The 23,640-nt window shown below is 41.7% G+C and carries 26 protein-coding genes and 1 tRNA gene; 22 read left to right on the forward strand and 5 right to left on the reverse strand.

Annotated elements, in window-relative coordinates; genetic code table 11:
- Window positions 1-88 precede the first annotated feature (88 nt).
- The 6 genes from DWW33_RS14605 (at window position 89) to DWW33_RS14630 (ending at window position 6,442) form a co-directional block, all read left to right on the forward strand.
- Complete coding sequence (locus DWW33_RS14605) at window positions 89-757, forward strand: response regulator transcription factor (protein ID WP_118639754.1); 669 nt, start codon at window positions 89-91, stop codon at window positions 755-757.
- The gene (locus DWW33_RS14610) at window positions 745-1,665 is read left to right on the forward strand and encodes a sensor histidine kinase (protein WP_118639755.1); all 921 of its coding nucleotides are present in this window, start codon (window positions 745-747) and stop codon (window positions 1,663-1,665) included. Before DWW33_RS14605 ends, DWW33_RS14610 begins: the two co-directional genes overlap by 13 nt.
- Window positions 1,641-2,348 carry an ABC transporter ATP-binding protein gene (locus tag DWW33_RS14615; protein WP_022243468.1) on the forward strand — a complete coding sequence of 236 codons (708 nt, stop codon included), beginning with the start codon at window positions 1,641-1,643 and terminating at the stop codon, window positions 2,346-2,348. Before DWW33_RS14610 ends, DWW33_RS14615 begins: the two co-directional genes overlap by 25 nt.
- Window positions 2,341-4,893 carry an ABC transporter permease gene (locus tag DWW33_RS14620; protein WP_158577498.1) on the forward strand — a complete coding sequence of 851 codons (2,553 nt, stop codon included), beginning with the start codon at window positions 2,341-2,343 and terminating at the stop codon, window positions 4,891-4,893. Before DWW33_RS14615 ends, DWW33_RS14620 begins: the two co-directional genes overlap by 8 nt.
- 101 nt (window positions 4,894-4,994) lie before the next feature.
- On the forward strand, window positions 4,995-5,513 hold the full coding sequence (locus DWW33_RS14625; RefSeq protein ID WP_118639757.1) for an RNA polymerase sigma factor: 519 nt from the start codon (window positions 4,995-4,997) through the stop codon (window positions 5,511-5,513).
- A gap of 110 nt (window positions 5,514-5,623) precedes the next feature.
- Window positions 5,624-6,442: a hypothetical protein gene (locus tag DWW33_RS14630; protein WP_118639758.1), complete on the forward strand. Its 819-nt coding sequence runs from the start codon at window positions 5,624-5,626 to the stop codon at window positions 6,440-6,442.
- A 47-nt stretch (window positions 6,443-6,489) separates the two neighbouring features.
- Here DWW33_RS14630 and DWW33_RS14635 read toward each other — a convergent pair.
- Both DWW33_RS14635 and DWW33_RS14640 read right to left on the reverse strand, forming a co-directional pair.
- Window positions 6,490-6,569, reverse strand: a tRNA-Leu gene (locus DWW33_RS14635).
- 49 nt (window positions 6,570-6,618) lie between these two features.
- Window positions 6,619-6,870 (reverse strand): kinase to dihydroxyacetone kinase, encoded by a 252-nt coding sequence (locus DWW33_RS14640; protein ID WP_117698552.1) that lies wholly within the window; start codon window positions 6,868-6,870, stop codon window positions 6,619-6,621.
- A 259-nt stretch (window positions 6,871-7,129) separates the two neighbouring features.
- On the opposite strand from DWW33_RS14640, the gene dltA reads away from it, so the two are divergent.
- From dltA to DWW33_RS14695, 11 genes are all read left to right on the forward strand, one after another.
- Complete coding sequence (gene dltA, locus DWW33_RS14645) at window positions 7,130-8,668, forward strand: D-alanine--poly(phosphoribitol) ligase subunit DltA (RefSeq protein ID WP_118639759.1); 1,539 nt, start codon at window positions 7,130-7,132, stop codon at window positions 8,666-8,668.
- On the forward strand, window positions 8,665-9,819 hold the full coding sequence (gene dltB / locus DWW33_RS14650) for a D-alanyl-lipoteichoic acid biosynthesis protein DltB (protein ID WP_118639760.1): 1,155 nt from the start codon (window positions 8,665-8,667) through the stop codon (window positions 9,817-9,819). The genes dltA and dltB overlap by 4 nt, the downstream gene beginning before the upstream one ends.
- An 86-nt stretch (window positions 9,820-9,905) precedes the next feature.
- Window positions 9,906-10,145: a D-alanine--poly(phosphoribitol) ligase subunit DltC gene (dltC, locus tag DWW33_RS14655; protein WP_117947585.1), complete on the forward strand. Its 240-nt coding sequence runs from the start codon at window positions 9,906-9,908 to the stop codon at window positions 10,143-10,145.
- Between the two features lie 2 nt (window positions 10,146-10,147).
- The gene (gene dltD, locus DWW33_RS14660; protein WP_118639761.1) at window positions 10,148-11,344 is read left to right on the forward strand and encodes a D-alanyl-lipoteichoic acid biosynthesis protein DltD; all 1,197 of its coding nucleotides are present in this window, start codon (window positions 10,148-10,150) and stop codon (window positions 11,342-11,344) included.
- Window positions 11,313-11,462: a teichoic acid D-Ala incorporation-associated protein DltX gene (locus DWW33_RS14665; protein WP_117698525.1), complete on the forward strand. Its 150-nt coding sequence runs from the start codon at window positions 11,313-11,315 to the stop codon at window positions 11,460-11,462. Before dltD ends, DWW33_RS14665 begins: the two co-directional genes overlap by 32 nt.
- A 214-nt stretch (window positions 11,463-11,676) precedes the next feature.
- A complete protein-coding gene (locus DWW33_RS14670; RefSeq protein ID WP_117698526.1) occupies window positions 11,677-12,828 on the forward strand; it encodes an ABC transporter substrate-binding protein in 1,152 nt (383 codons plus the stop codon).
- Between the two features lie 97 nt (window positions 12,829-12,925).
- Window positions 12,926-13,801 carry a branched-chain amino acid ABC transporter permease gene (locus tag DWW33_RS14675; RefSeq protein ID WP_117698527.1) on the forward strand — a complete coding sequence of 292 codons (876 nt, stop codon included), beginning with the start codon at window positions 12,926-12,928 and terminating at the stop codon, window positions 13,799-13,801.
- A 9-nt stretch (window positions 13,802-13,810) separates the two neighbouring features.
- Window positions 13,811-14,890 carry a branched-chain amino acid ABC transporter permease gene (locus tag DWW33_RS14680; protein WP_118639775.1) on the forward strand — a complete coding sequence of 360 codons (1,080 nt, stop codon included), beginning with the start codon at window positions 13,811-13,813 and terminating at the stop codon, window positions 14,888-14,890.
- 1 nt (window position 14,891) lies between these two features.
- Window positions 14,892-15,650 (forward strand): ABC transporter ATP-binding protein, encoded by a 759-nt coding sequence (locus tag DWW33_RS14685; protein ID WP_022243456.1) that lies wholly within the window; start codon window positions 14,892-14,894, stop codon window positions 15,648-15,650.
- A gap of 13 nt (window positions 15,651-15,663) precedes the next feature.
- Window positions 15,664-16,374: an ABC transporter ATP-binding protein gene (locus tag DWW33_RS14690; RefSeq protein ID WP_117698529.1), complete on the forward strand. Its 711-nt coding sequence runs from the start codon at window positions 15,664-15,666 to the stop codon at window positions 16,372-16,374.
- A gap of 9 nt (window positions 16,375-16,383) precedes the next feature.
- On the forward strand, window positions 16,384-17,013 hold the full coding sequence (locus DWW33_RS14695; protein ID WP_118639776.1) for a cytidylate kinase-like family protein: 630 nt from the start codon (window positions 16,384-16,386) through the stop codon (window positions 17,011-17,013).
- Between the two features lie 128 nt (window positions 17,014-17,141).
- Here DWW33_RS14695 and DWW33_RS14700 read toward each other — a convergent pair whose 3' ends face one another.
- Together DWW33_RS14700 and DWW33_RS14705 are read right to left on the reverse strand one after the other, a co-directional pair.
- On the reverse strand, window positions 17,142-17,792 hold the full coding sequence (locus DWW33_RS14700) for a potassium channel family protein (RefSeq protein ID WP_118639762.1): 651 nt from the start codon (window positions 17,790-17,792) through the stop codon (window positions 17,142-17,144).
- A gap of 33 nt (window positions 17,793-17,825) precedes the next feature.
- Window positions 17,826-19,169, reverse strand: a complete 1,344-nt coding sequence (locus tag DWW33_RS14705; RefSeq protein WP_118639763.1) for a TrkH family potassium uptake protein — start codon at window positions 19,167-19,169, stop codon at window positions 17,826-17,828.
- 216 nt (window positions 19,170-19,385) lie between these two features.
- Here DWW33_RS14705 and DWW33_RS14710 point away from each other — a divergent pair, with 216 nt between their 5' ends.
- Together DWW33_RS14710 and DWW33_RS14715 are read left to right on the forward strand one after the other, a co-directional pair.
- On the forward strand, window positions 19,386-19,913 hold the full coding sequence (locus tag DWW33_RS14710; RefSeq protein ID WP_118639764.1) for a hypothetical protein: 528 nt from the start codon (window positions 19,386-19,388) through the stop codon (window positions 19,911-19,913).
- Window positions 19,914-19,942: 29 nt separating this feature from the next.
- Window positions 19,943-20,497 (forward strand): DUF1653 domain-containing protein, encoded by a 555-nt coding sequence (locus tag DWW33_RS14715; protein WP_118639765.1) that lies wholly within the window; start codon window positions 19,943-19,945, stop codon window positions 20,495-20,497.
- Here DWW33_RS14715 and DWW33_RS14720 read toward each other — a convergent pair.
- The gene (locus DWW33_RS14720; RefSeq protein ID WP_118639777.1) at window positions 20,490-20,945 is read right to left on the reverse strand and encodes a CYTH domain-containing protein; all 456 of its coding nucleotides are present in this window, start codon (window positions 20,943-20,945) and stop codon (window positions 20,490-20,492) included. The genes DWW33_RS14715 and DWW33_RS14720 overlap by 8 nt on opposite strands.
- Before the next feature lie 179 nt (window positions 20,946-21,124).
- Here DWW33_RS14720 and DWW33_RS14725 point away from each other — a divergent pair, with 179 nt between their 5' ends.
- From DWW33_RS14725 to tig, 3 genes are all read left to right on the forward strand, one after another.
- The gene (locus DWW33_RS14725) at window positions 21,125-21,676 is read left to right on the forward strand and encodes a DJ-1 family glyoxalase III (protein WP_118639766.1); all 552 of its coding nucleotides are present in this window, start codon (window positions 21,125-21,127) and stop codon (window positions 21,674-21,676) included.
- Window positions 21,677-21,800: 124 nt separating this feature from the next.
- Complete coding sequence (locus DWW33_RS14730; RefSeq protein ID WP_118639767.1) at window positions 21,801-22,016, forward strand: alpha/beta-type small acid-soluble spore protein; 216 nt, start codon at window positions 21,801-21,803, stop codon at window positions 22,014-22,016.
- 245 nt (window positions 22,017-22,261) lie between these two features.
- Window positions 22,262-23,605 carry a trigger factor gene (tig, locus tag DWW33_RS14735; protein ID WP_117841693.1) on the forward strand — a complete coding sequence of 448 codons (1,344 nt, stop codon included), beginning with the start codon at window positions 22,262-22,264 and terminating at the stop codon, window positions 23,603-23,605.
- The last annotated feature ends 35 nt before the right edge of the window (window positions 23,606-23,640 follow it).

Below are 23,640 nucleotides of genomic sequence, written 5' to 3' on the forward strand. Positions count from 1 at the left end.
TTGTATAATGAGACATAGGAATGAACCGGGGAAAAGTAGGAAAGAAAAACCGAATGACAACAGATAAGAAAAAGGATGTTTAGGGAAGATGGATAGAATATTAGTGGTGGAAGATGACCGGGAACTGAACCAGGGAATTTGCTTTGCACTGCAGCAGGCAGGGTATGGGACAGAAAGTGCCTACTCCATTCAGGAGGCAAAGCTTGCGGGTTTGAAGCAGGAATATTCGCTTATGATACTGGATGTAAATCTTCCGGATGGAGAGGGCTTTGGCTTTTGTAAATGGATTATGGAACGCAGGAAAGGAAAGGTCATGTTTCTTACGGCAAGAGATTTGGAAGAAGATGTGTTATCCGGGTATGAGCTGGGAGCAGAGGATTATGTGACAAAGCCATTTTCCATACATATTCTGCTAAAGAAGATAGCGGTCATTTTAAAAAGGGAGACGGAAAATCCAAGAAATATTTATGAAGATGGATATCTGCGGATAGACTTTGACCGGGCCAAGGTAGAAATAGAGGGGAAAGAGTGCATGGTAACACCTACAGAATTTCGGATGTTACGCTTATTTATTGAACATGCAGGACAGCTGCTTTCTTATAATGTGCTGTTAGAGCAATTGTGGGACTGTGATGAAGCATATGTGGACCGACACACACTGGCAGTCAATGTGAACCGGCTCCGTGGAAAGATAGAGGATGCGGAACACAAATATATTTCAAATGTATATGGGATGGGATATCAATGGTTGCGATAGGAATAATAGCAGGCTGTGGCATTGTGATAAGTTATCTTCTAGTCAGACTGTATCGGCAGAAGAAGGAAATCTATGATTTTACGGAAGAACTACAGCGGTGTCTGACGCTGATGAAAGCAGGCGAAGACATTGGAAATGAAGCGGAGTTTAAGGACAGCCTTTGGGATAAGATTTATCAGGATTTGCAGGAGCTTATGGATGTTTGGAACAGGAAGAACCGACAGAGCCATAAGGAAAAAGAACAGATAAAAGAGTTGATTTCTGATATTTCCCATCAGGGTAGAACGCCAATGGCGAATATTAAAATATATCTGGAAATCTTAGAAGAAGAACAGGAAGATAAGGTGCGGCGGCAGGAGTGTATTGGAAAGCTGATAAAACAGACAGAACGGCTGGATTTTCTGATGCAGAGTCTGGTGAAGCTTTCGCGCCTGGAAACCGGAATTATAGAAATATATGAAAAGGACACAAAGATTTTTGAAGTGTTAGGACTGGCAGTTGCGGCAGTGGTGCCGGGGGCAGAAGCAAAAGAGATTTCCGTCCATGTGGACTGCCCGGAGACACTGAAAATGTTTTGTGATGCCAAGTGGACGCAGGAAGCAATTTTTAACCTTTTAGATAATGCAGTGAAATATACTCCAAAAGGGGGAAGCATCTATATTTCAGCAATGGAACAGGAGGTTTTCGGAAAAATCAGCATCCGGGATACCGGAAGGGGAATCCCTGCGGAACATCAGGCACAGATTTTTCAAAGGTTTTACCGGGAACCGGAAGTCCATGATGAGGATGGAATCGGGATTGGCCTGTATCTGGCACGAAAGATTGTGACGATGCAGGACGGCTATATGGAAGTGCATTCAGAAAGTGGAAAGGGGGCAGAATTTTGCATTTATCTGCCAATGAAATAAAAGAAGTAGTACGGACAGAGGAGTTAAAGAAATATTATCCGTTGGGAACCCATACGGTAAAAGCCTTAGATGGAGTGAACCTTACCGTAAAAGAGGGAGAATTTGTGGCAATCACCGGAAAGTCCGGAAGCGGGAAAAGTACGCTGCTGCATATGTTAGGAGCATTGGATGTGCCAACATCCGGAGAAGTCTATATTGATGGGAAAAGCCTTGCATCAATGACGAGGGAAGAGCAGGCAGTCTTTCGAAGAAGGAAGGTTGGTGTAGTATTTCAAAGCTATAACCTGATTCCTGATTTGAGTGTGTATGAGAATATTGTGCTGCCCATCGAGCTGGATGGAGGTTATGTGGACAAGGCATATATAGAAGAATTGTTAAGGCAACTGAAAATAGAAGATAAGCGGGATGCACTGCCGGGTACGTTATCCGGCGGTCAGCAGCAGAGAACAGCAATTGCCCGGGCATTATCCTATAAGCCGGCTATTCTCTTAGCGGATGAACCCACGGGAAATCTTGATACACAGACCAGCCATGATGTTATGGGATTGTTAAAAACAGTGGCACGAAAATATCAGCAGACTACAATTCTGATTACCCATGACATGGACGTGGCGCAGTTGTCAGACCGGATTGTATACATGGAAGATGGGAAAATCAGGAAGGAACGAAAGCTCTATGCTTAAAAATAATAATCAGGCTGTCATCCGTAAGATGGCAGTCCGTTCCATAAGGAGCAACAGAAAGAAAAACAGCCTGTATCTTGTGGCAATTGTATTGGCGGTGCTGATGCTGTTTACGGTTATGCAGACAGGGGCTTCCTACATGCATATGCAGTATGTCTGGCGGCTGCATTCTGTGGGGGAACTCTATGATGGAATTCTGATGGGTGGAGTTACAAAGGAGCAGGAAGAAACAGTAAAAGCAGATCCTGGTATTGAGGTAGTTGGAATTACAGAATTTATGCTGGGAAACATCGGTGAAAAGAATATTTCTATCATATATGAGGATAAAAATTACCGGGAGAAAATGCATCAGCCCGGCATTCTGCATCAGGAGGGAAGGTATCCTGAGACAGCCGATGAGGTGATGGTTACAAAGACGCTGTTGGAAAAGCGGAAGTTGGAAAATCTTACAATTGGAGATACGCTGCTTTTAAGCTATCAGAAGAAAGATGGAACCCAGGTAGAAAAGCCCATGAAAATTACGGGCATCATAGATGACTATGAAGAAACTGCCAACTGTTTCGTGACGGAAGAGGTGTTTGAACAGGCAGGCTACAGCCAGGCAGACTATGGCTGTGGCATTCTCTACTATCAATATCGCTTCTGGTTTGCATCAGACCGGATAGAGAACCGGCTGAAAGAAGAATTAAATCTGGAACGGAAGCAGAACATTCAGACAACGTGGGACTGTGATAAGGTAAAGGGAATTTTTCTTGGAATGATAGGAATCATTATGTTAACCTGCCTCAGTGCCTATTTACTGATTTACAATATCATGTATTTATCCATAGAAGATAATATCCGCTATTATGGATTGCTTCGTGCTGTGGGAATGACAGAAAGCCAGATGCACCGGCTGTTGTGGCAGAAACAGATTATTCTAAGTGGAATCGGAATTTTAATGGGAATAGTTTTAGGATTTCTGACGTCCTATCTTGTGATTCCCGGAACAATCCGGGTACTGGGACTTCGCTCAGAAAAGATGGCTGTAACGATAAAACCGGAATTTCTGGTGCTGACGATTGCTATTATGGCAGTAACCATCTATTTTGCCAGCCGTAAGCCGGTAAGAGTAGCAGAGCGCATTTCTGTCATGGAGGCACTGGGATATCAGACTTCGAAGGTAGTCTATACCGGAAAGAAAAAACGAACCGGGAAAAATATTATTTACCGTCTGGCATGGCAGCAGCTGTGCCGGATGAAGAAGAAAACAATCCTTGTCATCCTTTCACTATCAACCAGTCTGACTGTATTTCTATGTGTGGTAACGCTGGCGGGAAGTCAGAGCAAACGGACGGCAGAGTTACAATATATGGATGCTGATATGGAACTGACCAATAAGAGTATGGTGGCTGATACATCAGACTGGAAACAGCCTTTCGATGACACATTTTGTGATAAACTTTCCAAAATAGATGGAGTAAAGGAAATCCACAAATTAAATTACAGTACAATCGTCGTACCCTGGGAGCCGGATTTTTCAGATCAGTGGATGCGTGATTTCTATGACCAGTGGATGTATATAAAATATGACGATGTAAGAGAAGAATATCAGCAGAATCCGGAACATTTCATGGCACTGGTGGTGGGAATCGATGAAAAAACATTTCATTATATCAATCAGCAGAATGAAACGGCAATTGATGAAAAATCATTTCTGGAAGGGGAAAGCTGCCTTTTATGCCAGCAATATATGGGATATACCAATGCGGATGTCAAAAATAAGAAAATAAGCTTTTATTTTCCGGGGCAGGAAACAAAGAAATACAGCACATCTGTTGCAGGGCTGCAGAAGGATGACAGCCCATATCGTGGACCCAGCGAGATAAGTTTATCTGTTGCGGGAATACAGGAGGATGACAGTCCGTATCTTGGCCCGAATGCCATGGGACCGACGATTATAATTTTAGTCAGTGACTCTTTTTTAGAGGATAAGGCAGAGAGCCTGTGGACATACAAGGTATCGGTGATTTATGACGAGGAATACGATAAGGAAACAGAAAAGAAAGTCAAAGAGCTGATACAGGAATCTAAGGATGCAAAAGATATTACCTGGAGCAGCAAGTTAAAGGGCATCAAAGAGCAGAAGCCGGCAGAACAGAAGATGTGGCAGCTAGGAATGGGAATCGCTATAGTTTTAGGGTTTATCGGTGTGATGAATTATATCAATACAGAGCTTGGCAGTATATCCGGCAGAAGGCGGGAAATTGCAATATTAGAAAGCATTGGCATGACCGGAAAACAACAGCGCAGGCTGCTTTTGACAGAAGGGATGTATTATGCGGGAATTTCGCTTTTCCTGACGGCAACGGTGGGACTTGGCATTGATGTGCTGTTGTTTCAGCGGATGAATTATCATAAGGTAGAATTTTCCATCCCTGTCATTCCAGTGGTTGTCATGATAGTGACACTGTTTGCACTGTGCATTTTCGTACCGTTGGCAGCAGGCAGATTCATGGAAGGAGATGGCACTCTGGTAGAGCGGATTCGTCATGTGGGAGAATAAAAAATAACTTTCACTGCAACCGTTTCTTCTGTTATTACAATATATAAGTGTAAGGGAAACATCCCAAAACAAATGACGGCGCGGTCTGGGAGAATGGAAACATGAACAAACAATTACTGGAACATTACATTGAGGCATACGGAACGGACATCTATTCCTTTTGTATCCGGCTGACACAGAACCGGGAACAGGCAGAAGAACTCTATCAGGATACCTTTCTTGCAATGTGTGAGAAGGAGGACTGGAAGGAAGAGGGAAATGTCAAAAGCTATCTGCTTGGAATTACCATAAAGCTCTGGCAGAACCGGAAGCGGAAATTTGCCTGGCGAAAGCGAATCGCAGCGGAGATTCCCATATCGAAGGAGCAGGGACTGGAAGCATTTTCGGCAGATGAAAATTTAGAGCAGCATATGGTAAGCAAAGAAGAGCAGGAAGCCGTGTGGAAGGCTGTATACAAATTGCCGGAGCAGCTTCGCATCGTGATTCTTCTATATTATATGGAAGATTTCAAGGTGGCTGAGATTGCAGAAAAGCTGTCCCTCTCTATCAGTAATGTGAAAAGTAAACTGATGCGTGCACGTAGATATCTGAAGCAGGAATTGGAGGATTTTATCATATGAAACCAACCTTAGATGATTTATTACACAACTCCCTTATAGCAACTGATATTCCCTCGGAAGAACTCAACGAGAGGATTTTAAACCAGTCAACCCAAAAGGAGGTTGTACCTATGCGGAAGAAAGAAACGAAGAAACCATGGAAAATGGCACAGACAGCAGCGGCTGTGGCACTTCTTGTTTTAGTCACCGGCTGTGGTGTATATGCGGCAGAGCGGATCCTTGCACAAAAACAGATTGCTATTATTGATAATGAAACGGAATTTATGGAAAATGTCACAGAGACAACGATTCATTATGAAGAATTTTCAGGAGAAAATCTTGATTTTGCAGACAGCAAGGTGACAGACCGGACAGAGGAACTTATTCAAACTTCTGATTTCGTTGGAACCGTTACCGAAGGAACCAAGGATGATCTATGGAGCTTGAAGGCAGAAGAAAAGATTGATGGCAAAATAGAGGTGGGTTATGTCTATCCGAAATTAAGCGATGCTTTTAAAGACCATAATATTGGCATTGACGTTTCTTATATAGAAGCAAATTATCCTACACTCTGGAGTGAAAAAGCCTGTCAGCTTTGCTATGATTCCAGGGATGCAGACACTTTTTCCCGGGGAGCATTCTTTGCCAGTTACCGGAAGGAAGACAGTCAGGCGGTGTCTATCCAGTATGAAGTATCGGATATAACAAATGAGGATGATTATATTTTTAAAGAAGCTTATGACAGCACCGGTACTTATACCACAGCAGATGGTGTGACACTGACCATTACCAGTCAAACAGCAGACAGCGGCTATACGATTACTTATGCCCGCATGATTACGGAATATAGTGATTTCGTTCTGACATTGCGTGGAGATTTTTCAGAAGAAGAAAGCCATGTGATTTATGACAGTTTAAATCTATCTTCAATCTGTGAGACTGGGAAGTAGAATAAAAACGGTTCAGGAATTATCCTGAACCGTTTTTGTGGTTGGACTGCGGGCAACAGGACTTGAACCTGCACGGTCTCCCACTAGAACCTAAATCTAGCGCGTCTGCCAATTCCGCCATGCCCGCAAGACAAGAACTATAATAATATAGAAATACAGTTCATGTCAAGTGTAGATTAACCCTGAAGCCCCCGTGCCTGACGGTCCATATCCTCTACTACAATGTCATAGATTTCACCAAGACCTGCGCAGTATTCTAAGACCTTCCAAGGCTCGTTGGTGTGATAATGAATCTTAATCAGTTCTTCATCACCAACTGCCAGAAGGCAGTCTCCTTTGAAATTTTCAGTAAAGTAATCATTAATTGCATCCTCGTTTAGATTTTCCCCTTCAATTAAAAGCTGAGTGTCATATCTGAATTCTAACATCATCGAATCCTCTCTTTCTGTCTATTTCCCTTTTATCAGGAATAAATTTCAAACACAGTATAGCATAACGTGGTAAGAGAAGAAAGTATTTCATAAAGCAGCAGGACTTTGTTGAGACAGATTAACCAAGTAGAAAGTTTTAGATTTCTTTAAGAACTGCCTAAGCAAAGATTAATGTTCTTTAAGAATTCGTAACTGTGATATTCTTGTGATTTTATTGTGCTATAGTTGTCCCTAGAAAAAAGAAAAGAGGGATGATATGGATATTTTAAAGAACATCAGGGAAACTGCCCTGACACATCCGAAGCGGTGTGCAGTGCAAAGCAGAGAACAAAAGTTGACTTATGAGGAGTTAGAAGAATATTCCAACCGGCTTGCAGTATGGATTGCAAAGAATAGTCAGGACCGTAAGCGGCCGGTTATTGTATATGGACATAAGAATCCGTATATGGTGGTATGCTTCCTTGCCTGTGCCAAGGCAGGTAGAAGCTATGTGCCGCAGGATATCTGCATTCCAGTAAGCCGGGTGGATGAGACCGTATTAAGCGTAGAACCGGAACTGACCTTTGTGGTAGAAGGTGATTATCAGACAGAAATAGGAACAGAAATCAGAAAAGATGAGATAGAAGAAATCGTAAAACAGGAGACAAACGAGACCGATGTGCTACAGCCTCTGACCAGAGATGAAGTATGGTATATCATATTTACTTCCGGAAGCACCGGAAAGCCAAAGGGTGTAGAGATTACAAGAGACTGCCTCAGCCACTATCTTGACTGGTCGGTTCAGTTAGGCAGTACCATGAAAGAAAAGAGCGGTGCGCATTTTATGAATCAGGCACCATTTTCCTTTGATTTATCGGTAATGGATTTATACACTTCCCTGGTCTGTGGCGGAACGCTTTATACCATGGATAAGAAGATGCAGAGTGACTACAGTGAAATGTTGGGCTTCTTAGAACAGTCAGAAATCGAAATCTGGGTATCCACACCGTCTTTTGCAGATATGTGTCTGGCAGACCGGAATTTCTGTGGGGAAAAGATCAAAGCCTTAAAACTTTTCTTATTCTGCGGGGAAGTGCTTACTACAGCTACGGTAGAGAAGTTAAAGGAACGTTTCCCGGAGGCAGTTATCATCAATACTTATGGTCCGACAGAATCTACGGTGGCAGTCACAGATGTGACTATAACAGAGAAGTTATTGCAGGAGACCATTGCCCGGGGCAAATCCCTTCCGGTAGGTCATGAAAAGCCAGGAACTTATATCGAAATCTGGGATAAAGCCGGAAAAGTGTTGCCGGAAGGAGAACAGGGCGAGATTGTTATTATCGGAGATACGGTAAGCTGTGGTTATTATATGAGAGCAGATTTGACAAAGAAGGCATTTTTCCATTGTATCCGTGATGGAAAAGCTTACCGGGGTTATAAGACCGGAGATGCCGGATATTTAAAAGGCGGGCAACTTTATTATAATGGAAGAATCGATTTGCAGGTGAAGCTGCATGGATACCGCATTGAAATTGAAGATATTGAGAATAACATGGTAAGACTTCCTCAGATTGATCATGCAGTCGTAGTGCCGAATCTGGAAGAAGGAAAGGTAAAGAGCCTGACGGCATTTGTGACAGGAGCACAGATGGCAGGAAAGAAAGCATCTGAGATTTCAAGACAGGTAAAAAACGGTCTGAAGGAATTCCTTCCGGTTTATATGATCCCAAAGAAAATAAAATATATCGAAACCATGCCAATGAATAACCATGGAAAGGCAGACCGAAAATATCTTGGAGGTCTGGCAGAATGAGTTTTTACAGCGGAGCACCATTCTTTGGCACATTGATTCTGTTATTGCTTTTCGCATTGATTCTTGGCTGTATGGAAAGGAGCCTGCACTGGTATAACCTTATCGTATCTGGTGTAATGGTTGTCTGCGTGTTAGGCGGAAATCTGACGGCGCTTGCGTATTTTGCAGGATACTTTCTGATTGAATGGATGCTGGTCAGAGGATATGAATGCATAAGAAAGAAATATGGAAGAAAGGCAGCATTTTATCGTAGTTTTGTGCTGCTTTCCATCCTGCCACTTGCATTATGTAAACTATGTGACCTTCCATGGTTAAAGGAGATGAATCTTTTTCAGTTTACCGGAATTTCTTACCTTACGTTCCGGGTGGTGCAGATTATCATTGAACTTTATGATGGCACCATAGAAGAGGTGAAAATCCTTGATTTTTCAGCATTTTTAATCTTCTTTCCAACCTTTAGCTGCGGACCCATTGATCGGAGCAGAAGATTCTTGGAGGATTATCATAATGTGCCGGGAAGAAGAGAATATCTTGAGCGGTTTGGAATTGGTTTACAGAAGCTTGTTTTAGGAGCAGCATATAAATTCGTATTTGCGGATTTCTTCTATCAGATTATGAATCAGTTCATGAACCGGACAGCAGGGAATATGGTTTGTTATGCATACAGCTATGGTTTTTATATGTTTTTTGATTTTGCGGGATACAGTCTGATGGCAGTGGGAACCGGCTATATGCTTGGCATCTGCGTACCGGATAACTTTAAGAAACCGTTTATCAGCCGGGATATGAAAGAATTCTGGGCAAGGTGGCATATTTCCCTGTCCGAGTGGTTTCGGGATTTTGTCTTTTCCAGATTTATGATGTTATCCATGCACAAAAAATGGTTTAAAAGCAGATTAAATGGTGCGGCAGCAGGCTTTCTTATCAATATGCTGGTGATGGGTGTGTGGCATGGTCTGACGGTGCATTATATTTTGTACGGACTCTATCATGGCATATTGCTGGCAGTTACGGAAATCTATCAGAAGAAGTCGAAGTTCTATAAGAAATATAAGAAGAAAACCTGGTATGCACTGGCATCATGGGGAATCACATTAAATCTGGTGATGTTTGGTTTCCTGATTTTCTCAGGACATTTTATTACAATTTAGGTTATCCCAACTTATATATAGAAGAAAAATTTTAGATGCAGAATCATTTGCAAAGAAAAATAGAAAGAGAAAAAGGAGATTATAAGATGAAAGAAAAGATTTTGGATATTATTGAAAAAGTATGTGAGGATGACAGCATCCGGGAAGACCTTACGATGAATCTTTTTGAAGAGGATTTACTGGATTCCTTAAGTTTTGTAGAACTTCTGGTGGAACTTGAGGATAACCTTGGTGTTGTAATTTCACCATCGGAAGTAACAAGAGAGGATATGGATACACCGGAGAAAATTATCGCGCTGGTAGAAGCGAAAGCACAGGAGAAGTAAGCATGAAAACGATAAAAGCATTTGCAGTTTCACTGCTCCTATGCGCTCTTACTCTTGTGGGACTGCATCTATGGTGTGGAAGAGGCCTTTCGGCAGAGGGAAAAGCAGGCACCTGGGTCAGTGATGCAAAATCCCAAAGCGGCAGTACATTAAAGAAGATGGCAGCCGATGAAAATGCAGTGCTGATATTCGGCTCTTCGGAACTGCGGCATGGACAGGGCAGTGGATTCCATGGAGATACGATTTTTGATGGCGCGGATATGGATCCCATTTATGTAGGAAAAGCAGGGTATCAGAGCCTGACCCATGCCATTACGCTGGGCGCGGTGGGCAGTCAGGCAGCCAATAAGAAGGCAGTATTAATCGTTTCGCCCCAGTGGTTTAAAGAAAATGGAGTAAAATCCACGGCGTTTGAAGCTGCTTTTTCAGAAGAAGAATATATTGCATTGCTGGAAAATCCGGATATCAGTCAGGAAACCAAAGATTATATCAATGGCAGACTGCAAAATATCATGGCAGATAATGAAACCATGTCAGAAAGAGTAAAAAAAGCCCGGGAATGGTATCAGCCGAAGGATGATAATACAGCAGAACAACTAGGCTGGCTGGAGCAGAAAAAAGCAGATTTTCATAAAGTACTGTTGGAAGAAAAGAATAATTATAAAGTGATGGCAGAGGCACTGATGGATGGAATCAGCAATCATAGGAGCAAGGAAAGTGGTGCAAAGCTGTCACAGGCTACCTGGGAGCAGCTTCGAAAGGAAGCTGAAACAGAAGGACATAAGCTTTCGGATGGCAACGACTATGGCATGTTTGACAGCGTATATAAAGGAACTTACCAGACGCTGATTGCCAACGGAAAACACAAGAATCCGAAGTACACCTTGGATTCCATGGAGTTTTCGGATTTGGAATGTTTTCTGTCAATTTGCAGGGAGGAGGGAATCGAGCCTTTGGTAGTAATCCTTCCTTTTAACGGATACTGGTATGATTATACGGAACTGACGGCAGAAGAGCGGGACGCATTTTATGAAAAGATAAAAAACATTGCAGAAGATTATGGTGCGCAGTGTGCCGATTTAAGTGGAAATGAATATACGGAGTATTACTTTGAGGATAATTCCCATCCAGCATTGAAAGGACTGGTAGATTTAAATGAAGCGATTTATGAATTTTATCGGAAAGATAAGACAGAATGAGAAGGCAGTATTTCTTGGTAAAGTGATTTTCTTTTACCTGCTGCTGATGATTCTGTGGATGCATTTTATGCTGGCAAAGGATTCTGCAGCACCGGCGTTTATTTATGAGCAGTTTTAAACTATACCGGTTTGGAATGCGATATATAACCCGTGGTTATACATTAAAATAAATCAACCTAGTAAAATCAATGCGTCTTTAGCACTTTAACGCGGCAAAGCATATGAAAAACCTAGAAAAATCAAGGAGTAGCAGGGAAAATGAGTATTGCTTTTCAAATTTTCATGTAGTAAGATAAGGCACATGAAACCTAGGAGTTAAAGGAGGAACTATTATGAAGAAAAAAATAGTCAGTGTAATACTGGTCGCAGCGATGGCAGTTGGATGCCTTGCAGGTTGTGGCTCAAAAGAAGCAAAAAATGAAGATGCATTCTATATCGGAGGAATTGGACCGGTTACCGGTGATGCAGCAATTTACGGAACAGCCGTTCAGAACGGTGCACAGATTGCTGTCGATGAGATTAATGAAGCCGGTGGAATTAACGGTCATCAGATTGAATATAATTTCCAGGATGATCAGGGAGACCCTGAAAAAGCAGCAAACGCATACAACACCTTAAAAGACTGGGGTATGCAGGTATTAATGGGAACTGTTACAACAGGTCCTTGTGTATCTGTGGCAGATTTAACTGCAGCAGATAATATGTTCCAGATTACACCATCTGCATCATCTACAGATGTAATCAAGAACGACAATGTATTCCAGGTATGCTTTACAGACCCTGCACAGGGAACAAAATCCGCACAGTATATCGGTGAGAATAACCTTGCCAAGAAAGTGGCAATTATTTACAATAGTTCAGATATCTATTCATCAGGTATCGAAGCAAAATTCGTAGAAGAAGCAGCAAACCAGAACTTTGAGGTAGTTGCAGAAGAAGCATTTACTGCAGATTCCAAGACAGATTTTTCTACACAGTTACAGAAAGCAAAAGATGCAGAAGCAGATCTGGTATTCCTTCCAATCTACTATACAGAAGCATCTATTATCTTAACCCAGGCAGATTCTATGGGATATGCACCGACATTCTTCGGATGCGACGGTATGGACGGAATCTTAGGTGTTAAGAACTTTGATACTTCTTTAGCAGAAGGACTTATGTTATTAACACCGTTTGCAGCAGATTCGAAAGATGAAAAAACTGCAAACTTCGTTTCTAAATATGAAGAGAAATATAAAGATACACCAAACCAGTTTGCAGCGGATGCTTATGATGCAATTTATGCAATCAAAGCAGCATTGGAAGAAGCAAATGCAACACCGGATATGAGTGCTTCTGATATTTGTGATTTATTGAAAGACGCAATTACAAAAGTCAACATTGATGGTGCAACAGGTAGCGGAATGACATGGTCAGCAACTGGTGAAGTAAACAAAGATCCTAAAGCGGTTGTAATTCAGAATGGTGAATACGTAGGAATGTAATGTATTTTATCAGATAAGCCAAAGAGGGGTTGCCAATGGCAGCCCCTTTTATGTATTATAGAGGTATATATTCTAAGAGAAAGCAAGAGGTGTTGTTATGAGATTCATAACGTATTTAATCAACGGTATCAGCCTTGGCAGCATCTATGCAATTATTGCACTGGGTTACACCATGGTGTATGGAATTGCTAAGATGCTGAATTTTGCCCATGGTGATGTTATCATGATTGGCTGCTATGTCGTATTTATGACAATGAGCGGCATGAACATGAACCCGCTTTTGAGCGTAATCCTTGCAGTTGTAGTCTGCACTGTGCTTGGCGTGATAATTGAAAAAGTGGCATATAAGCCTTTGCGTAAGGCATCTCCACTGGCAGTATTGATTACCGCAATTGGTGTCAGCTATTTACTGCAGAACATTGCATTACTGATATTTGGTGCAGATACCAAATCCTTTAGTTCTGTGGTTCCACTGCAGAATATCAAGATTGGCGGAATTACCATAACCGGTGTTACGGTAGTGGCAGTCCTGGCATGTATTGTTATCATGATTGGTCTGATGATTTTTATTAAAAAGACAAAAGCAGGACAGGCAATGCTGGCAGTATCTGAGGATAAGGATGCAGCACAGCTTATGGGGGTAAATGTAAACGGGACAATTTCACTTACTTTCGCAATTGGTTCCGGACTTGCGGCAATTGCAGGTGTGTTACTGTGTTCAGCATATCCGACACTGACTCCATATACCGGCGCTATGCCTGGTATCAAAGCATTTACTGCAGCTGTATTTGGTGGAATCGGTTCCATTCCGGGAGCATTTATCGGAGGAATCCTTCTTGGTATTATCGAAATCTTAGGAAAAGCTTATATTTCTTCACAGCTTTCCGATGCTATCGTTTTTGCCGTATTGATTATCGTGTTATTGGTTAAGCCTACCGGTATTCTTGGTAAGCCAATCCATGAGAAAGTGTAGGTGGCAGAAATGAGTAAAATGAATTTTAAAACAATGAAGAAGACAACAAAGAGTAATTTGATTACATATGCTATGGTAATCGTCATTTTTGCCGTAGTACAGATTCTGGTAGCAACCGGAAGCATGTCCAGTCTGATGCAGGGACTTTTGGTACCCCTTTGTACTTATTCTATCGTTGCAATCGGATTGAACCTCTGTGTAGGCTATCTGGGTGAATTAAGTCTTGGTCATGCAGGCTTTATGTGTGTCGGCGCATTTTCCAGTGCTTTCTTTACCAGATGTATGGAAAATTCACCGATGAATCCAACCCTGCGTTTTATCATCGCTTTATTAATCGGAACTGCTGTTGCAGCATTCTTTGGATTCTTAATCGGAATTCCGGTACTTCGTTTAAGAGGCGATTACCTTGCAATCGTAACCCTGGCATTTGGAGAGATTATCAAGAATGTCATCAATGTTCTTTATGTAGGCAAAGATGAAAACGGTCTGCATTTTGCAATCAATGACAACAAGGCTCTTAATATGTCGGGAACCGGAGAAATGATTATCGATGGTGCAAAGGGAATCACCGGAACACCAAGACAGTCTACTTTCTTAATCGGTGTTATTTTGATTCTGGTTGCATTGTTTGTAGTATTTAATCTGGTTAATTCCAGAAGCGGCCGTGCCATCATGGCAATCCGTGATAACCGTATTGCAGCAGAATCCGTTGGCATTAATATTACAAAGTTTAAACTGATGGCATTTACCATTTCTGCAGCAATCGCAGGAGCAGGCGGAGTGCTTTATGCACATAACCTTTCCAGTCTGATTGCCCAGCCGGCAAACTTTGGATACAATATGTCCATCATGATTCTGGTATTTGTCGTACTCGGTGGAATGGGAAGCTTCCGTGGCTCCATTATTGCAGCCGTAGTACTGACCATGCTTCCGGAAGTATTGCGTGGACTGCGTGATTACCGTATGCTGATTTATGCGGTAGTTCTGATTGCAATGATGCTCTTTAACTGGGCACCGGCAGCAATTACCTGGAGACAGACACATTCTTTGAAGAATTTATTTGCAAAGAAAACGAAGGAGGTACAATAAGATGGCAATGTTAGAAGTAAAGAATCTTGGAATTTCCTTCGGTGGACTCCGGGCGGTAGATGGATTTGAAATGCAGATTGAAAAAGGTCAGTTATACGGACTGATTGGACCGAACGGTGCAGGTAAAACAACCGTATTTAATATGCTTACCGGTGTATACAAACCGGATGATGGAAGCATTGTACTGGATGGAAAAGATATTACCGGAAAGAAAACCATAGATATTAATAAAGCCGGAATTGCAAGAACCTTTCAGAATATCCGCCTTTTTAAAGACCAGTCCGTGCTGGATAATGTAAAAGTCGGACTGCATAATCATCATACCTATTCTACTTTAACCGGAATTCTAAGACTTCCGAAGTATTTTAAAGTAGAAGCAGAGATGAATGAAAAGGCAATGGAGCTGTTAAAGGTATTTGGTCTTGAGGATGAAGCAGATTATCTGGCATCCAATCTTCCATACGGTAAACAGCGTAAACTGGAAATCGCAAGAGCACTGGCAACAGAACCAAAGCTTCTGCTTCTGGATGAGCCGGCAGCCGGCATGAACCCAAATGAAACCAAAGAATTAATGGATACCATCCGCTTTGTAAGGGATGAATTTGATATGACCATTCTTCTGATTGAACATGATATGAAACTGGTATCCGGTATCTGTGAGAAACTGACTGTATTGAACTTCGGCCAGGTACTGGCAAGCGGAAATACCAGTGACGTATTGAATAATCCACAGGTTATCAAGGCATATCTGGGCGAATAGGAGGGATGATAAAATGGCAATGCTTGAAATAAAAGATTTGGAAGTATATTACGGCGTGATTCAGGCAATTAAAGGGATTTCCTTTGATGTCAATGAAGGAGAAGTCATTGCATTAATCGGAGCCAATGGTGCAGGTAAGACAACTACACTGCAGACAATCACCGGAATGCTCAGTGCCAAAAAGGGAAGCATTCTTTTTGAAGGAACAGATATCACCAAGGTTCCGGGACACAAGATTGTATCCATGGGAATGGCACATGTTCCGGAAGGAAGACGTGTATTTGCAGAGCTTTCTGTATATGAGAACTTAAAGCTGGGTGCATATACCAGAAAAGACAAGCAGGAAATTGCAGAGTCTTTAGAGCGTGTATACAAGAGTTTTCCAAGATTAAAGGAACGTAAGAATCAGCTGGCTGGAACCTTAAGTGGTGGCGAACAGCAGATGCTTGCCATGGGCCGGGCGTTGATGAGTAAGCCGAGGATCATCCTTATGGATGAGCCGTCCATGGGATTGTCTCCAATCTTTGTAGAAGAGATTTTTAACATTATCAAAGAAATATCCGCATCCGGTACAACTGTTCTTCTGGTAGAACAGAATGCAAAGAAAGCCTTATCGATTGCAGACCGCGCATATGTACTGGAAACAGGTAAAATTGTATTGAGTGGTGATGCCAAAGAGCTTATGAATAATGAGTCTATTAAAAAGGCATATTTAGGAGAGTAGGTGTTAAATATGAAACATACGGTAATAACCATTGCAAGAAGTTATGGAAGCGGCGGAAGAACGCTTGGTAAGAAGCTGGCAGAAGAACTTGGAATTCATTGCTATGACCGTGAGTTAATAAGAATGGCTTCCGATGAAAGCGGAATCAACGAGGCATTGTTTGGAGAGGCAGATGAGAAACTGCGAAAGATGCCACTCTTTCGTATTGCGAAGAAAGCATATCATGGAGAAGTGCTTCCACCAGATAGTGATGAGTTTGTATCCAACGACAATCTCTTTAACTATCAGGCGAAAATTATCCGTGAGGTAGCCAAAGAAGAGTCCTGTATTATTATCGGACGTTGTGCGGATTATATTTTAAAAGATTGTGATTATGTAAAGCGTCTGTTTTTCTACGCACCGCGTAAGGACTGCATTGAACGTGTCATGCAGCAGAATGGCGGGACTAAGAAGGATATTGAAAAGAAGATAGACACGATTGATAAATATCGTGCAGACTATTACAAATACTATACCGGCAGGGAGTGGAATGATGCCAGAAATTACGATTTCTGTCTGGACACTACATCCTTAAGCTATGAGAAGCTGGTACAGGTTGTAAAAGCATATTTAGAAATCAGTGAGGCGGAGCTGCCTTAGGAACAATATTGCAGCAGAATATGAGAAAGAAGAGGTATCTGATGATTCGGGCATCGGATACCTCTTCTTTCAATGCTTATGCGGGCAGCGGGAAAACGCTGGACTTGCAAAGCATGTTTTCTGTAGTTTTACAGTTTCTTTAAAATTTTATCGATGTCATTTCTGTGGCCTAATATCATCAGATGGTCCGTGTCTTTAAAAATATAATTGGCATCCGGCAGCAGGCTCATGACACCATCTGTTTTAATACCGATGATATTGGCATGATAGCAGGCACGGAAATTTAGATCCTTAATACTCTTTCCAATCCATTCCGGTAATGGCGGAATCTCATAAATGGAGAAGCCACCGCCTAATTCAAAGTAGTCAAAGACCTGGTCGGCAGAGAAACGGACTGCAATTTTTTCTGCAATATCCCGGTCAGGGTAGATAACTTCGTCAGCACCGTTCCGCAGCAGAAATTTGGCATGAATATCACGGTTTGCTTTGCTGACGACATATCTGGCACCCATTTCCTTAAGCAGGCTTGTAATCTCTAAGCTGCTCTGGAAATTACTTCCGATACAGACAAAGCAGACGTCAAAATTGCCAACACCTAAAGTGGCAAGTACTTTTTCATTGGTGCAGTCGCCAATTTTTGCACTGGTGACAAAAGAGAGAACATCTTCCATTACGGCTTCATTCTCGTCCACAACCATAATCTCATTATCCAGTTTGGATAAGTCTTTGCAAAGGTGAGTGCCAAATCGGCCCAGTCCAATAATTAAAAATGATTTCATAGAATCCTCCTAGTATAATCAAGATATTTGATATTAACCGACATTGATTTTTTCTACCGGCTGCATCACATGCGCAATCCTCTTCTTATCCGTAAATGATAAGGCAAAGGAAAGGCTTCCCAGTCGTCCTAAATACATTAACAGAATTAGAATGATATGACAGCTGGTACTAAGGCTGCTTGTAATACCGGTTGACATTCCGACAGTGTCAAGAGCTGAAAATGCTTCAAAAGCCACATCAATGACTGGATAACCGGAAATAGCAGTAATTGCCAGTGTGGCGCTGAGTGCCAGCGTCAACTGGAACATAAGGACGACGACTGATTTGGTGATAACAGATTCTTCCAGTCTGCGTCCGAAAATATTTGTTCCGGTAGTACGGGTTAAGGTGGAACGTACAGATAACAATAGAACAAATATGGTTGTAACCTTTACACCGCCAGCGGTAGAACCCGGGGCACCACCGATAAACATAAATACAATAGAAAGAAATTTACTGCTTTCGCTTAACGCACCATTATCAACAGCGTTAAAACCGGCAGTTCGTGGGGTAACAGTACAGAAGAAAGAATTCAAAAGCTGTTCTCCGAAACTCATACCGGCAAATAGGCGGTTATGCTCAAAAAGATAAAAGAGCAGCGTGCCGCCAAAGAGGCAGACTGCAGTAGCACTTAAAACCATTTTGGTCTGCAGGGCATAGTGGCGGCAATGCAGCCCGTGTTCCCTAAGGTCATTCCATACAAAGAAACCGATACCACCAATCAGGATCAGGGCACTGATGGTAAGAATTACTACAGGATCATTGTAGAATCTGGTAATGGATGAAAATGGACTGTAACGCCCCATTAAATCGAATCCTGCATTACAAAAGGCTGAAATAGAATGGAAGATACCATAATAGATGGCATGTAAAACATCCATGTCTTTCAGAAAACGCAGTGTAAGAATGAATGCACCCGACATTTCAAAAAGAAACGTGCCTCCGATGACACGGCGGACAAGCCGCACGACACCGCCGATTTCAAGGGTGTTTAAACTTTCTTTAATAAGACCACGCTGTTTCAGCCCGATTTTCTTACGTAACATCAAAGAAACAGTAATGCCAATGCTGATAAAACCAAGACCACCAATCTGAATCAGAACTAATAAAACAAGCTGTCCGAAAATGCTCCAGTGGGTAAAGGTGTCAACCAGAACCAGACCGGTTACACAGGTAGCACTGGTTGAGGTGAAAAGGGCAGTTATAAATGGAGTCCATTCACCATTCCGGCTGGAAACCGGAAGCATCAGAAGTATGGTTCCGATAAAGATGAGCAATAGAAAACCAAGCGCTATCATCTGTGTACCGGACATACGTTTTTCAAATTTCCCAAACATAATAAAATTCCTATTCCTGATTTAAATAATTTTCGATAAATCTTATTTATCTATTATAGTAATTCTACTCCGCTTTGTCCAGAAAAGACAGTCTGACAGCAAGAAAAAATTATAGAATCAGTTGTTGTCTTAGCTGGTTTGTTTGAGTATAATAAAATAATAGGGTAAACTTGAAAAGAAAAAACTTGAAAAGGATAGAAAAAGGAAGGTTTTTATATGGGACTTTTTATTGTATTTATCATTATTATCATATATGTTGCTTTGTCCCAGAGTGTAAAGCAAAGCAATAATCAAAACAGGCGTGGAAATAATCCGACTATGGGGCGGCCGCCACAGCAGATATATCGTCCACAGATGAACCAGCCGCAGCGTACATATCAGCAGGTGCCAAACCAGCAGCATACATATCAGCAGACCATGAACCAGCCACAACGGGCATATCAGCAGGCACCAGTCCAGCCGCATCCCATGTATCAGCAGGCACCTGATCCGCAGATGAACAGACAGCAGGCACAGCAGCAGTTAAAGAACCGGCTGGCGGAAAAATATCAGTCTGCAGCGGCAGAGGAAATGTCTGCCATGGAAGTAATAGAACCGATGGAATTTACTTATGATATTCCACAAAGTGATAATATGAAGAAAGTGCAGGAGCTGATGGTAACTGGCTTCAGCGGCAATCTGAATTTTGAAAGAGATTTTGTGGCAGAAGGAATTGAAATGTTAAACCGTTTTGAATTACAGTAAAGAACATAGATAAGTGGAGGATGACAGCAATGGAAGGCAGAAGACCGGAAACCGGGGAGATTTACAGACATTTTAAAGGAAAATTATATCAGATTGTAGCCATAGCAACACACAGCGAAACAAGAGAAGAACTGGTAATTTATCAGGCACTTTACGGAGCTTATAAAGTATATGCAAGACCGCTTGCCATGTTTGTAAGCGAAGTTGATCATGAGAAATATCCGGCAGCAGAGCAGAAATACAGATTTGAAAAAGTAAAACTGCAGGAAGAAGCAACTCCACAGGAAGCGGTAAAGGTTAGTCAGGAGACAACACAGCCGCAGGCAACAGCCCAGCCGCAGGAAACTTCAGAATCCGAAGAGCAGGCGAATCCGTTCCTGCTGCGTTTCTTAGATGCAGATACCTATGAGGAGAAATATAAGATTTTAAATGAGATGGAAAATGATATCACAGACCGTCTGATTAATGATTTTTCCGTAGTATTGGATGTGGTAATTCCGGAAGGAGATTTAACCGGCCGTTATATACAGTTAAAGCAGTGCGTGGCAACCATGTGCCGTTATGAGACTACCCGCCTTAGGTAGGCAGTCCCACACGACTCAAAGTGCTGTTGTGATAATCAGAGGAGAAGGTGACATCTTTCCCAAACCACTTCGGTGGAAGGAAGGATTCAGCTTCTTCTTTTGTTTCAAATTCCACTTCGGCTAATTTCAACGGAGCAAGGTCTCCTTCGAAAATATCAAGCTCAATGGTCAGCCTGTCAGTCAATGGAATCAGATAGCGCTTCTTGGAAATGATAATGCCATCGGCTTTTTGAATCAGATGCCGGTAAGCCTCTTCATTCAGAGGAAGATTATATTCTTCCCGCACCATAAGACCGGAGCCTTTGTAAGTAAGAATATATTTGTCATTGGAGCGGCGCACCCGCACTACAGGGTCCGTATTGAGATACCCCTGCTCAATGACTTTGCAGGAATAGTCTTTTAAATCAAAAGGAATCTCATCAATTAAATATTTACGTTCAATTTCCATAATAGCCTCCATATAGTCAGGAAAAATAATGATACATTTATTGTAAAATATTTTAAAATCCACTGCAACCATGGAATTGAAAAAGCGCAGTAACCATGCTAACATAAGAGACAGCATAGAAAAATTTCGTGTTAGAAAATTTAATATCAGAAGAGAATAGAAAACAGGAGGAAGATAATATGAAGAAAATCGGTATTTTTATGGCGGATGGCTGTGAAGAGATTGAAGGACTTACCGTAGTGGATGTGGTACGCAGAGCAGGAATTGCGATTGATATGATTTCCATTACCGGAAAGAAAGAAGTGGCAGGAGCCCACGGAATTACGTTTGCAGCAGATGTACTGGCAGAGGAAGCTGATTTTGACAGCTATGATGGAATTGTACTGCCGGGTGGAATGCCTGGAACTTTAAATCTCGGAAAGCATGAAATTGTAAAGAAAGTGATTACATCTTATGCAGCAGGCGGTAAACTTACTGCAGCAATCTGTGCTGCACCAAGCGTATTGGGTGAGAATGGAATATTAGAGGGTAAACATGCAGTCAGCTATCCGGGTTTTGAAGAAAAGCTTCTTGGAGCCAGGGTCGGAGCAGAAAAAGTTGCAGTAGATGGCAACATCGTTACCAGCCGGGGCATGGGAACAGCCATTGAATTTGCCATGGCTATTGTAAAGTGGCTGGATCCACAGGCAGATATTGATGTGATGGAAGCAAATATCATGTATTTTAAATAAAAATAACCAGAACTTACCAACATAATTTATTCTCTGGAAGCCATACTAAAAACAGGATAAGCAACTAACAAAAGCTTATCTGAAAATAGATAACAAAGAGAAGAAACTATGGAGGTAGAAACAAATGAGCGGAACAAACAGTTCTAATTCAAGTAACCAGATGGCAGTGCCACAGGCAAAAGAGGCAATGAACCGTTTTAAACAGGAGGTTGCATCTGAAATCGGAGTACCTTTAAAAGAGGGATACAACGGTGACCTGACATCCAGACAGGCTGGCTCTATCGGTGGAGAAATGGTTAAGAAAATGATCATGAGACAGGAAGAGCAGATGTCTAAATAAGAAGAAAGACAAAAAGCCTTCGGGAAAAGCGCAAAAGTGCATTTCCCGGGGGCTTTTTACATGACTGTCACCAATTGAAATCTTGTACCGAAAAAAAAGCTAGTAATTTTACAAACGGTGTGTTATAATCTCTAAATGACTGTTAGTAGCTCTAAGTATGCCTATTTTTAGGGGAGCAGTCGTAAGATAAGAAAATATTTGTACATGTATATTTTATATATAGTTATAAGGAGGAAGAAACAAGAATGAGTGTACAGGTTGAAAATTTAGAGAAAAATATGGTAAAGCTTACAATTGAAGTGGCAGAAGATAAAGTGGCAGAGGCTTTGAAAGCTGCATACAATAAGCAGAAAAACAAAATCAGCATCCCTGGATTCCGTAAAGGAAAAGTTCCAATGGCTATGGTAGAGAAAATGTATGGTCCGGAAATCTTCTATGAAGATGCTGCAAATATCATGATGCAGGAAGCTTATCCGGCAGCAATCGATGAGAGCGGTGTAGATATCGTTTCCCAGCCAACTGTTGATGTGGTTCAGTTAGAAAAAGGAAAACCATTCATCTTCACAGCAGAAGTTGCAAAGAGACCAGAAGTTAAACTTGGCAAATATAATGGTGTAACTGTAACAAAGATTGACACATCCGTATCTGATGAAGAAGTTGCAGAAGCATTAGAGAGAGAAAGAAATAACAATGCAAGAACTGTAACTGTAACAGACAGACCTGTTGCAGAAGGTGATACAGCAGTTATCGACTACGAAGGATTCGTAGACGGTGTCGCATTTGAAGGTGGAAAAGGAGAGAATCATCCATTAGAGATCGGTTCCCATTCCTTCATCGATACATTTGAAGATCAGTTAGTAGGAAAGAACACTGGCGATGAGGTAGAAGTAAACGTTACATTCCCGAAGGAATATCATGCAGAAGACTTAGCTGGAAAACCAGCAGTATTCAAAGTTAAGATTAACGAGATTAAGACAAAAGAACTTCCAGAGTTAAACGATGAGTTCGCATCTGATGTTTCTGAATTCGAAACTTTAGAAGAATACAAAGAGAGCGTGAAGAAGAACTTAGAAGAGACCAAAGAGAACAATGCAAAACGTACCAAAGAGGATGAAGCAATCAAGAAGATTATCGAAAAATCTGAGATGGAAATCCCGGATGCAATGATTGAATCCCAGGTACAGAATATGATTCAGGAATTCGCTCAGAGACTTGCCCAGCAGGGATTAAGCTTTGACCAGTATATGCAGTTCTCTGGAATGACTATGGACAAGATGAAAGAGCAGGTTCGTCCGGAAGCATTAACAAGAATCCAGAGCAGCTTAGTATTAGAACAGATTGCAAAAGAAGAAAACTTCGAGATTACAGAAGATGATGTAAATGCTGAAATCGAGAAGATGGCAAAAGCATACGGAATGGAAGCTGATAAGCTCAAAGAGTATGTTGGCGATGACGAGAAAGAATCCATGAAACGTGATATTGCAATTGAAAAAGCAGTTCAGTTCATCATGGACAATGTAAAAGAAAGAGCAAAAGCTAAGACTAAAAAAGAAAAAGAAGCAGAAGCAGCAGCTAACGCAGAAGCATAAGAGAAGCACGTAAAGAGACAGACTGACTTGGAATC

This window comes from Roseburia sp. AF15-21, from assembly GCF_003479505.1.
In the GTDB taxonomy this organism is placed as follows: Bacteria; Bacillota; Clostridia; order Lachnospirales; family Lachnospiraceae; genus Roseburia_C; species Roseburia_C amylophila.

Bases quoted from the DNA above. Each gene is read 5' to 3' on its own strand.
- DWW33_RS14610 (WP_118639755.1), top strand. From the start codon at position 745: ATGGTTGCGATAGGAATAATAGCAGGCTGTGGCATTGTGATAAGTTAT.
- DWW33_RS14700 (WP_118639762.1), bottom strand. From the start codon at position 17,792: ATGAAATCATTTTTAATTATTGGACTGGGCCGATTTGGCACTCACCTT.
- DWW33_RS14625 (WP_118639757.1), top strand. From the start codon at position 4,995: ATGAACAAACAATTACTGGAACATTACATTGAGGCATACGGAACGGAC.
- dltD (WP_118639761.1), top strand. From the start codon at position 10,148: ATGAAAACGATAAAAGCATTTGCAGTTTCACTGCTCCTATGCGCTCTT.
- DWW33_RS14605 (WP_118639754.1), top strand. From the start codon at position 89: ATGGATAGAATATTAGTGGTGGAAGATGACCGGGAACTGAACCAGGGA.
- DWW33_RS14680 (WP_118639775.1), top strand. From the start codon at position 13,811: ATGAGTAAAATGAATTTTAAAACAATGAAGAAGACAACAAAGAGTAAT.
- DWW33_RS14670 (WP_117698526.1), top strand. From the start codon at position 11,677: ATGAAGAAAAAAATAGTCAGTGTAATACTGGTCGCAGCGATGGCAGTT.
- DWW33_RS14725 (WP_118639766.1), top strand. From the start codon at position 21,125: ATGAAGAAAATCGGTATTTTTATGGCGGATGGCTGTGAAGAGATTGAA.
- dltA (WP_118639759.1), top strand. From the start codon at position 7,130: ATGGATATTTTAAAGAACATCAGGGAAACTGCCCTGACACATCCGAAG.
- dltB (WP_118639760.1), top strand. From the start codon at position 8,665: ATGAGTTTTTACAGCGGAGCACCATTCTTTGGCACATTGATTCTGTTA.
- DWW33_RS14685 (WP_022243456.1), top strand. From the start codon at position 14,892: ATGGCAATGTTAGAAGTAAAGAATCTTGGAATTTCCTTCGGTGGACTC.
- DWW33_RS14730 (WP_118639767.1), top strand. From the start codon at position 21,801: ATGAGCGGAACAAACAGTTCTAATTCAAGTAACCAGATGGCAGTGCCA.
- DWW33_RS14630 (WP_118639758.1), top strand. From the start codon at position 5,624: ATGCGGAAGAAAGAAACGAAGAAACCATGGAAAATGGCACAGACAGCA.
- DWW33_RS14695 (WP_118639776.1), top strand. From the start codon at position 16,384: ATGAAACATACGGTAATAACCATTGCAAGAAGTTATGGAAGCGGCGGA.
- tig (WP_117841693.1), top strand. From the start codon at position 22,262: ATGAGTGTACAGGTTGAAAATTTAGAGAAAAATATGGTAAAGCTTACA.
- DWW33_RS14690 (WP_117698529.1), top strand. From the start codon at position 15,664: ATGGCAATGCTTGAAATAAAAGATTTGGAAGTATATTACGGCGTGATT.
- DWW33_RS14675 (WP_117698527.1), top strand. From the start codon at position 12,926: ATGAGATTCATAACGTATTTAATCAACGGTATCAGCCTTGGCAGCATC.
- DWW33_RS14620 (WP_158577498.1), top strand. From the start codon at position 2,341: ATGCTTAAAAATAATAATCAGGCTGTCATCCGTAAGATGGCAGTCCGT.
- DWW33_RS14640 (WP_117698552.1), bottom strand. From the start codon at position 6,870: ATGTTAGAATTCAGATATGACACTCAGCTTTTAATTGAAGGGGAAAAT.
- DWW33_RS14715 (WP_118639765.1), top strand. From the start codon at position 19,943: ATGGAAGGCAGAAGACCGGAAACCGGGGAGATTTACAGACATTTTAAA.
- DWW33_RS14705 (WP_118639763.1), bottom strand. From the start codon at position 19,169: ATGTTTGGGAAATTTGAAAAACGTATGTCCGGTACACAGATGATAGCG.
- DWW33_RS14710 (WP_118639764.1), top strand. From the start codon at position 19,386: ATGGGACTTTTTATTGTATTTATCATTATTATCATATATGTTGCTTTG.
- dltC (WP_117947585.1), top strand. From the start codon at position 9,906: ATGAAAGAAAAGATTTTGGATATTATTGAAAAAGTATGTGAGGATGAC.
- DWW33_RS14665 (WP_117698525.1), top strand. From the start codon at position 11,313: ATGAATTTTATCGGAAAGATAAGACAGAATGAGAAGGCAGTATTTCTT.
- DWW33_RS14720 (WP_118639777.1), bottom strand. From the start codon at position 20,945: ATGGAAATTGAACGTAAATATTTAATTGATGAGATTCCTTTTGATTTA.